This window comes from Empedobacter sp. GD03739, from assembly GCF_029843245.1.
GTDB lineage: Bacteria > Bacteroidota > Bacteroidia > Flavobacteriales > Weeksellaceae > Empedobacter > Empedobacter falsenii_B.
The window spans coordinates 21,086-28,454 of sequence record NZ_JAOCHX010000038.1 but is presented as its reverse complement, the minus strand read 5'-3'; the positions used below and the strand labels follow the sequence as shown (position 1 = coordinate 28,454).

Genomic DNA, 7,369 nt, shown 5'->3' with positions numbered 1-7,369 from the left:
ATGCTTTAAAGTCATTAGTTTACTATTTATTGAGTTAATTTATCATTATAGGGTGTGTTTCAATGCCTTTTTTAACATCATTGGGGCGACCCATGAGGCGACCCATAAGGCGACCCAATACTATAAAAGTGTATTTTCGGACATCTTACAAACATTTTTATAAACATCTATATTTGTAAAAATTAATTATATGACATTAGAAGAATATTATTCAAGAAAAAACAATTTAGATGCTCCAAAAGATTTAGACGCATTTGATCGCGCCAACTGGTACACAACACAAATAAAAGAACTACAAAAAAGCCTTTCAAAAACAGATTTAAAGATTGTTTTACAAGAAGAAAGCAATTGGCAAAACAAAATGCAATCTTAAAAGAAATACCCGCAATTGCATTAGTTAGAGCATCTATACGCATTCACAACTAACAAAACCCTTTGTTTATGCAGGTTTCAAAACTGAAAACAATTGTTTCAACTGTATTATCGGGGCGGTTATCTATCTTTTTTTTGCGTTTTAATGTATTATTTTACATTTAACGCATATAGTTGAGAGTGTTTTTTTACATCGCTTAGGCTTAGCATTAGGCTTAGCATTAGGCTTAGCATTATTTAAATAAGGGCTATTTCGGGCATTTTAAAAATTATTGTTTTAATTAAATAAACATGTTTTAAATAGTCTTTAATAATCTATTAAAATGTTATTAAAACCAATAGAAATGCACACAATAATAAATATTATAGCTTATTATCTATTGAAAAGCCCTATTTATGCGGTATTGCACTGTTTTTTTTCTATAAATACAAACATTATCGGGTATTTTTTAAACACTTTTTTGTTTTTAAAGTCTTTTTAAATTGCATTATAGGGGGTATTTAAACACCTTATTTTACATCAATTTATTAAAGCATTAGACAAACCATTAGACAAACCATTGCTTTAAAACAGACTTATTATGTTATTTAATAAATCTATTATGAAAAGCGTTTTAAAAATTACATAATCAACAAAAAACCCTTTATTTATAAGAGATTAGAAGCATTAAGTAATAAAACAGAAGTATATTCTATAATACTATGTTTTTAATACCAAAAAACGGAAGTAAAACGGAAGTATCCAGTAGTATCGGACATTTGTATTTTTTAGGTAATAACAAACATGTTTCTATTAAACCCAGTCATACAAAGGAAATCAAGCAAAAAAATCAATTTTATTTTTGGGCATTTGTTTTATAGGGGGGTATTTTTTTGAATAAAAAATATTTTTGATAAGAATGATGAAATACGATTATCTGTAAATTGTTTAAAATATAAAATAGTGAAGAGTTTTTCGTTTATATGAACGATTATAATGGATTATTCGAGGAAATGTGTTATTTGAGAAAATAGAATTGTTTATATTTGATTGTTTGAACTCACATGATTAGAAAATTAATATGAAAAAATTTATTTTAAGTTTGGCTGTCCTTGCGATGGGCGCTTATTCTTATGCACAACAAATAACCATTGAAGGGATATATGGCGGAAAATACCGCGAAAATTCTTTGTACGGTGTGAACTCATTGAACGATGGAGAAAATTATACTATTCTGACAAAAGACGGATTGGTAAAACGTTCGTACGAATCGACATTGAAAAAAGGTCAGACTTCTGATGTAGTTGTCGTTCCTGGAAAGTTTGAAGGTTATGAATTTAGTTCTGATGAGCGTTACGTTTTATTGCAAACTAATTCGCACCAAATTTATCGCCATTCGTTTACAGCAAAGTTTGAAGTGTATGATACACAAACAAAATCGAAAGTATTGTTATTTGATGGAAAAGGAATTCAAGAGCCTTTGTTTTCGCCAGATGCTTCTAAGGTAGCTTTTGCTTTTGAGAATAATTTATACATTCAAGACTTAAAATCGAACAAGGTAATTCAAGTTACAACGGATGGTAAAAAGAATAATATTATCAACGGGATCAACGATTGGGTTTATGAAGAAGAATTTGGTTTCGTAAGAAATTTTGATTGGAATGCTGATGGAACGTCTTTGGCTTATGTTCGTTTTGACGAATCGAAAGTGAAAGAAATTAATATTCCGATTTACCACAATAATCTTTATCCACAAGAATTACGTTACAAATATCCAAAAGCAGGACAAGACAATTCGGAAGTTTCGTTACATGTTTTTGATACGAAGAATAACTCAACTGCAAATGTTAATTTAGGCGGAGTTCAGAATTATTACATTCCGAAAATTAAGTTCTCTACAAAAGCGAATTTATTAACGGTTGTAACGTCTAACCGTCATCAAAATAATGTAGATGTTTCGTTTTATGATATCAACACGAAAAAAGTAAATAAATTATTTACTGAAACAAATAAAGCGTGGATAGAAACGGATAATTTAACATTAGAATTTTTAGCAGATAATTCGTTCTTATGGACTTCTGAGCGCGATGGAAATAACCATATTTACCATTATGCAGATAGCGGAAAGCTAATTAACCAAGTGACGAAAGGAGATTGGGAGGTAACGAATTACTATGGGTATAATCCTGGTAATAAAACACTTTATTATCAATCAAACTCAAATAATGGAAAACGTATTTCGACAGAAAGACAAATTTCTTCGGTTAGTTTAGATGGTAAGAAAACAACAATGTTGACGAAAAATAATGGAACAAATTCGGCTGCTTTCAGTAAGAATTTTACGTATTTTATTAACACTTTTTCGAATACAACAACTCCAAAAACAATTAGTTTAGTAGAATCTAAATCTGGAAAAGATTTGGGTGTTATCGTTGACAATACTTCTTTAAAAGATAAATTGACTACAGATAATATTGGAACAAAAGAATTATTTGTGTTGAAAACTGCAGCAGGAAATGAATTGAATGCGTATGTAATCAAACCAAAAAACTTTGATCCAAACAAAAAATACCCAGTTTTGATGTATCAATATTCTGGACCAGGTTCTCAGAATGTAAACAATGCTTATTTCAACTCGAATGATTATTGGCACATGATGTTGGCGCAAGAAGGTTACATCGTTTTTTGTGTTGACGGTCGTGGAACGGGATACAAAGGAGAAGCTTTCAAGAAACAAACATATTTGCAATTAGGGAAATATGAGGTAGAGGATCAAATTGCTGCGGCGAAAGAGATTGGTAATTTACCTTATGTAGATAAATCTCGTATCGGAATTTGGGGTTGGTCTTACGGAGGATTCATGGCTTCGAATGTATTATTCAAAGGGAATGATGTGTTCAAAGCGGCGATTGCAGTTGCTCCTGTAACGAATTGGCGTTATTATGATTCTGTTTATACAGAGCGTTTTATGCGTACACCAGAAGAAAATGCAGCTGGTTATGACGATAATTCACCAATTAATTATGCAAATGACTTAAAAGGTAATTTCTTATTAATTTCTGGTTCTGCTGATGATAATGTGCATCCACAAAACACATTCGAATTATCGGAAGCGTTGGTACAAGCGAACAAAGATTTTGATATGGCAATTTATACCGATAAAGATCACGGGATTTATGGTGGAAACACGCGTATTCAGCTTTACCGTAAAATGACAAACTTTATCAAGAAGAATTTGTAAGAAAAAAGCTGTATTTATTAGAATACGCCAATGAATAAGATGAAACATTATTCAAATTGACAAAAATCATACATTAAACAAAAAAAACCTCTGCATTGTCGGAGGTTTTTTTTATTTTCGTTGATTGCTAATAAAATCTAAATGATATATTAGCGCTTAGTTAAAGAAATTATGAGTCAAAAATTAACTTTAGAGCAAATTCAAAACTTTGAAGGGAAATACCCAAAACAGCTTTGGCATTTGTTTATGGTAGAAATGTGGGAGCGTTTCTGCTTCTACGGAATGAGAGGAGTTCTTGCCATTTTTATGGTAGATATGTTGGGATTAACGGATGCAGAATCAAATTTAAAATATGGAGCAATCCAAGCTTTTGTTTATGCATTTACTTTTATCGGAGGTATTTTTGCAGATAGAATCTTAGGATTCAAAAAATCATTAATCTTCGGAGGGTTGGTAATGGTTGCAGGAAACTTATTAATTGCAACAGATCCTCATCAATTTTTCTATTACGGAATTACATTAAGTATTATTGGAACAGGTTTTTTCAAACCAAATATTTCTTCGATGGTTGGAGAACTGTACAAAGCTGATGATCCAAGACGTGATGCTGGATTCGGTTTATTTTATTCAGGGATTAATATAGGTGCATTTTTAGGAGGTATAGTTTGTGTTTATTTAGGTAAACAAGTTGGTTGGAATTATGCTTTCTTAGCGGCTGGTATCGTAATGATAATTGGAGTTGTTTTATTCTTATTTATCCGTAACGAGCTGGGACCAATTGGAGATTCTCCACTTGAAAAAATGGATCCTAAGAAAAGATTAATTAGAGAAGTAGCCGTATATGTAGGAGCATTGGTTTGTATTCCTTTAATTTTTATCATGATTCATAATACAGCATACACAGATATGTTTATGTTTATTGTAGGACCATTGGCAATTATTTATTATTTAATTCAATTATATAAAATACCAAGTTCTAAAGAAAAAAGTAAGTTTATCGCTGCTTTTATCATGATTACGTTCTCTATTTTATTCTTTGCAATTTTTGAGCAAGCAGGAGGTTCTTTAGCTTTGTTTGCAAACAAAAACTTACATTCAACTTTATTTAGCGTTCCATTAGATCCAAACATTGTGAATAATAGTGCAAACTCATTGTATGTTATTATTTTCTCACCTTTATTAGGTTTAGTTTGGTTATGGATGGCGAAAAAGAAAATTGAGCCAAACACAGTTGTAAAATTTGGTTTAGCTTTCTTGATGTTAGCAGGGGCTTATTATATCTTCTATTCTTTAAGATTTTTTGCTGACGAAAATGGATTATCATCATTAGAAATATTTGCATTAGCATATTTTGCAGTTACAATTGCAGAGTTGTGTTTATCACCAATTGGATTATCAATGGTAACAAAATTATCTCCAAAACACTTAGGAGGAATGATGATGGGATTATGGTTCTTAGCATCTGCTTACGGGCAATATTTAGCAGGAATCTTAGGAGCTGGAATGTCAGACCCAAGTCCAACAGCATCTTTAACAGATAAATTAATGGCTTATACAGATGGTTATCAACAATTGGCAATTTACTCTTTAGTTGCAGGTGTTGTTGTCATCGTATTGTCTCCATTTATTCGCAAATTAATGCAAGACGTAAAATAACTTTTAAGATATACTTTTAACAAACAAACATGAGTTCAAAATCAGAAAATTTCTTTGATTCAAAAGTACTAGGACATCCGTCGGGATTGTTCGTGCTTTTCTTTACAGAGATGTGGGAGCGTTTTTCATTCTACGGAATGCGCGTTTTATTAATTCAGTTTTTAACAGCTGCAGTTATTGGGTTAAATCCAGGTTGGGAATGGTCTATAGAAAAAGCAACCGCTTTATATGGAACATACGCAATGTTACTTTACATTACGCCCATCTTTGGAGGTATTATTGCCGATAAATACATAGGTTATCGTTGGGCAGTTGTAATTGGTGCGATTATTATGACTCTTGGTCATGCATTCATGGCTTTTGATACACCTATCTTTTTATATTTAGGATTGGCGTGTTTGGTTATTGGAACAGGATTCTTTAAACCAAATATGACATCTATCTTATCAGAAATGTACAAAGACTTTCCTGAGAAAAAGGATGGTGCTTATACAATTTTCTATATGGGAGTTAACGCTGGTGCATTCTTCGGAATGATGTTATGTGGATTCTTAGCAGAAAAAGTAGGATGGCACTGGGGATTTGGTTTAGCTGGAATCTTCATGTTATTAGGAACATTACAGTTCTGGTTAGCAAAACCATTATTTGGGTATATCGGTGAGGTTCCTTCAAAAACAGGAAATCAAATTACTGCTGATGATGATACACCAAAATACGAACCAGGAGAAAAACCAAATCCTTTTACAGTATTAGATCAAGTATTGATCGTTATTATGACGCTTTTAGGATTAGGATATGCGTTCAATGATCCGTTAAATGCAATTGGTGGAATTAACTTATTCCCATTCTCTATCGGAGGATTATCAGGACAAAATGTCGTTATTTTAGTAGCATTATTCTTGTTCTTCTTTGTGGTAATTCGTCGTTTGGCAAATTATACAAAAGTGGTTCGTGATCGTATGATTGCGGTAATTATTTTTGCTTTCTTCGTTATCTTCTTCTGGATGTCTTTCGAACAAGGAGCTACATCATTAGTAATCTTTGCGCGTGATAATACAGAACGTAACTTAATTGGAGGTGCTGCAATGGCATTCAACGTTTTCAATACATTATTAACAGTTGTTCCATTATTGTTCATCTCGTATGTATTGATTTTATTAGCAAAACAAACATTTAAAAAAGCGGCTTTATCTAATGTTGTTTTAGCGTTTACTTTCTTAGGAATTTGGGCTGCTGCAATTTGGATGTTAAACTATAACTGGACTTCTCACTCTTACGATGTTTCTTACCAAGCAATTGAAACGGCTAAATTAGACGACTCTGGTAAACAAGTGATGAACGAAGAAGGTCAACCTGTTTTTGATAAAACACCAGTTACGGCTTCTTATGTTGCAAATTCTACAGATAAAATTGTTACTGAAACAATTAATTTAGCTTCTCAAGACGCTTTAACAAAAGGTTCAGATATTAGCATTCACAAAGAAGGAGATAAATTTGTATTAGTTTCTCCAGAAAGTTTAGTGAAATTAGATACTGAATATAAAAATCAAAACAAACCATCTGAAGTTGTTCCTGCGAAAGTAGCAGAGATTAAAGATTCTCAAGTAGAAATTACCGTTTCTTGGTTCTCTACATTAAACTCTTTCTTCATCATTGCATTAGCTTCATTAGTTTCTCGTGTTTGGGATTCTAAATACAACCCATCAGCTTCTGTAAAATATGGTTTAGGATTAATCATTATGGCAATCGGATTCGGATTCTTAGCTTTCGGTTCTTACGGAATTTCAGAAGGCGTTCGCGTTTCTATCATCTGGTTAGTATTAGCTTATTTGTTCCATACATTGGGCGAGCTCTGTTTATCTCCAGTTGGACTTTCGTACGTATCAAAATTAGTTCCAGCACGTATGATTGCATTTATGTTCGGAATGTGGTACCTTGCAATTGCAATTGGTAACAAATTGGCAGCCATTTTAGGAGGTCAAATCGAAAATATTACAAAAGAATATTCGTTATCAACTTTCTTCTTAATTTTTACAATTGTACCAATTGTAGCAGGTTTAATCGTTATCGCATTAAATCCAGTTATGAAGAAATTGATGCACGGAGTTAAATAATAAAGA

General features: G+C 32.1%; 4 protein-coding genes. All 4 read left to right on the top strand.

Features of this window, described 5'->3' with window-relative positions; genetic code table 11:
* The first annotated feature begins 190 nt into the window (after positions 1 to 190).
* Positions 191 to 373: a hypothetical protein gene (locus N5E64_RS12030; RefSeq protein ID WP_280037728.1), complete on the top strand. Its 183-nt coding sequence runs from the start codon at positions 191 to 193 to the stop codon at positions 371 to 373.
* Positions 374 to 1,433: 1,060 nt separating this feature from the next.
* Complete coding sequence (locus tag N5E64_RS12025) at positions 1,434 to 3,593, top strand: S9 family peptidase (protein WP_280037727.1); 2,160 nt, start codon at positions 1,434 to 1,436, stop codon at positions 3,591 to 3,593.
* Between the two features lie 171 nt (positions 3,594 to 3,764).
* Complete coding sequence (locus N5E64_RS12020) at positions 3,765 to 5,249, top strand: peptide MFS transporter (RefSeq protein ID WP_125348915.1); 1,485 nt, start codon at positions 3,765 to 3,767, stop codon at positions 5,247 to 5,249.
* Between the two features lie 29 nt (positions 5,250 to 5,278).
* Entirely contained in the window at positions 5,279 to 7,363 is a 2,085-nt protein-coding gene (locus tag N5E64_RS12015) for a peptide MFS transporter (RefSeq protein WP_280037725.1), read from the top strand.
* Positions 7,364 to 7,369: the final 6 nt, after the last annotated feature.

Bases quoted from the DNA above. Each gene is read 5' to 3' on its own strand.
- N5E64_RS12015 (WP_280037725.1), top strand. From the start codon at position 5,279: ATGAGTTCAAAATCAGAAAATTTCTTTGATTCAAAAGTACTAGGACAT.
- N5E64_RS12025 (WP_280037727.1), top strand. From the start codon at position 1,434: ATGAAAAAATTTATTTTAAGTTTGGCTGTCCTTGCGATGGGCGCTTAT.
- N5E64_RS12020 (WP_125348915.1), top strand. From the start codon at position 3,765: ATGAGTCAAAAATTAACTTTAGAGCAAATTCAAAACTTTGAAGGGAAA.
- N5E64_RS12030 (WP_280037728.1), top strand. From the start codon at position 191: ATGACATTAGAAGAATATTATTCAAGAAAAAACAATTTAGATGCTCCA.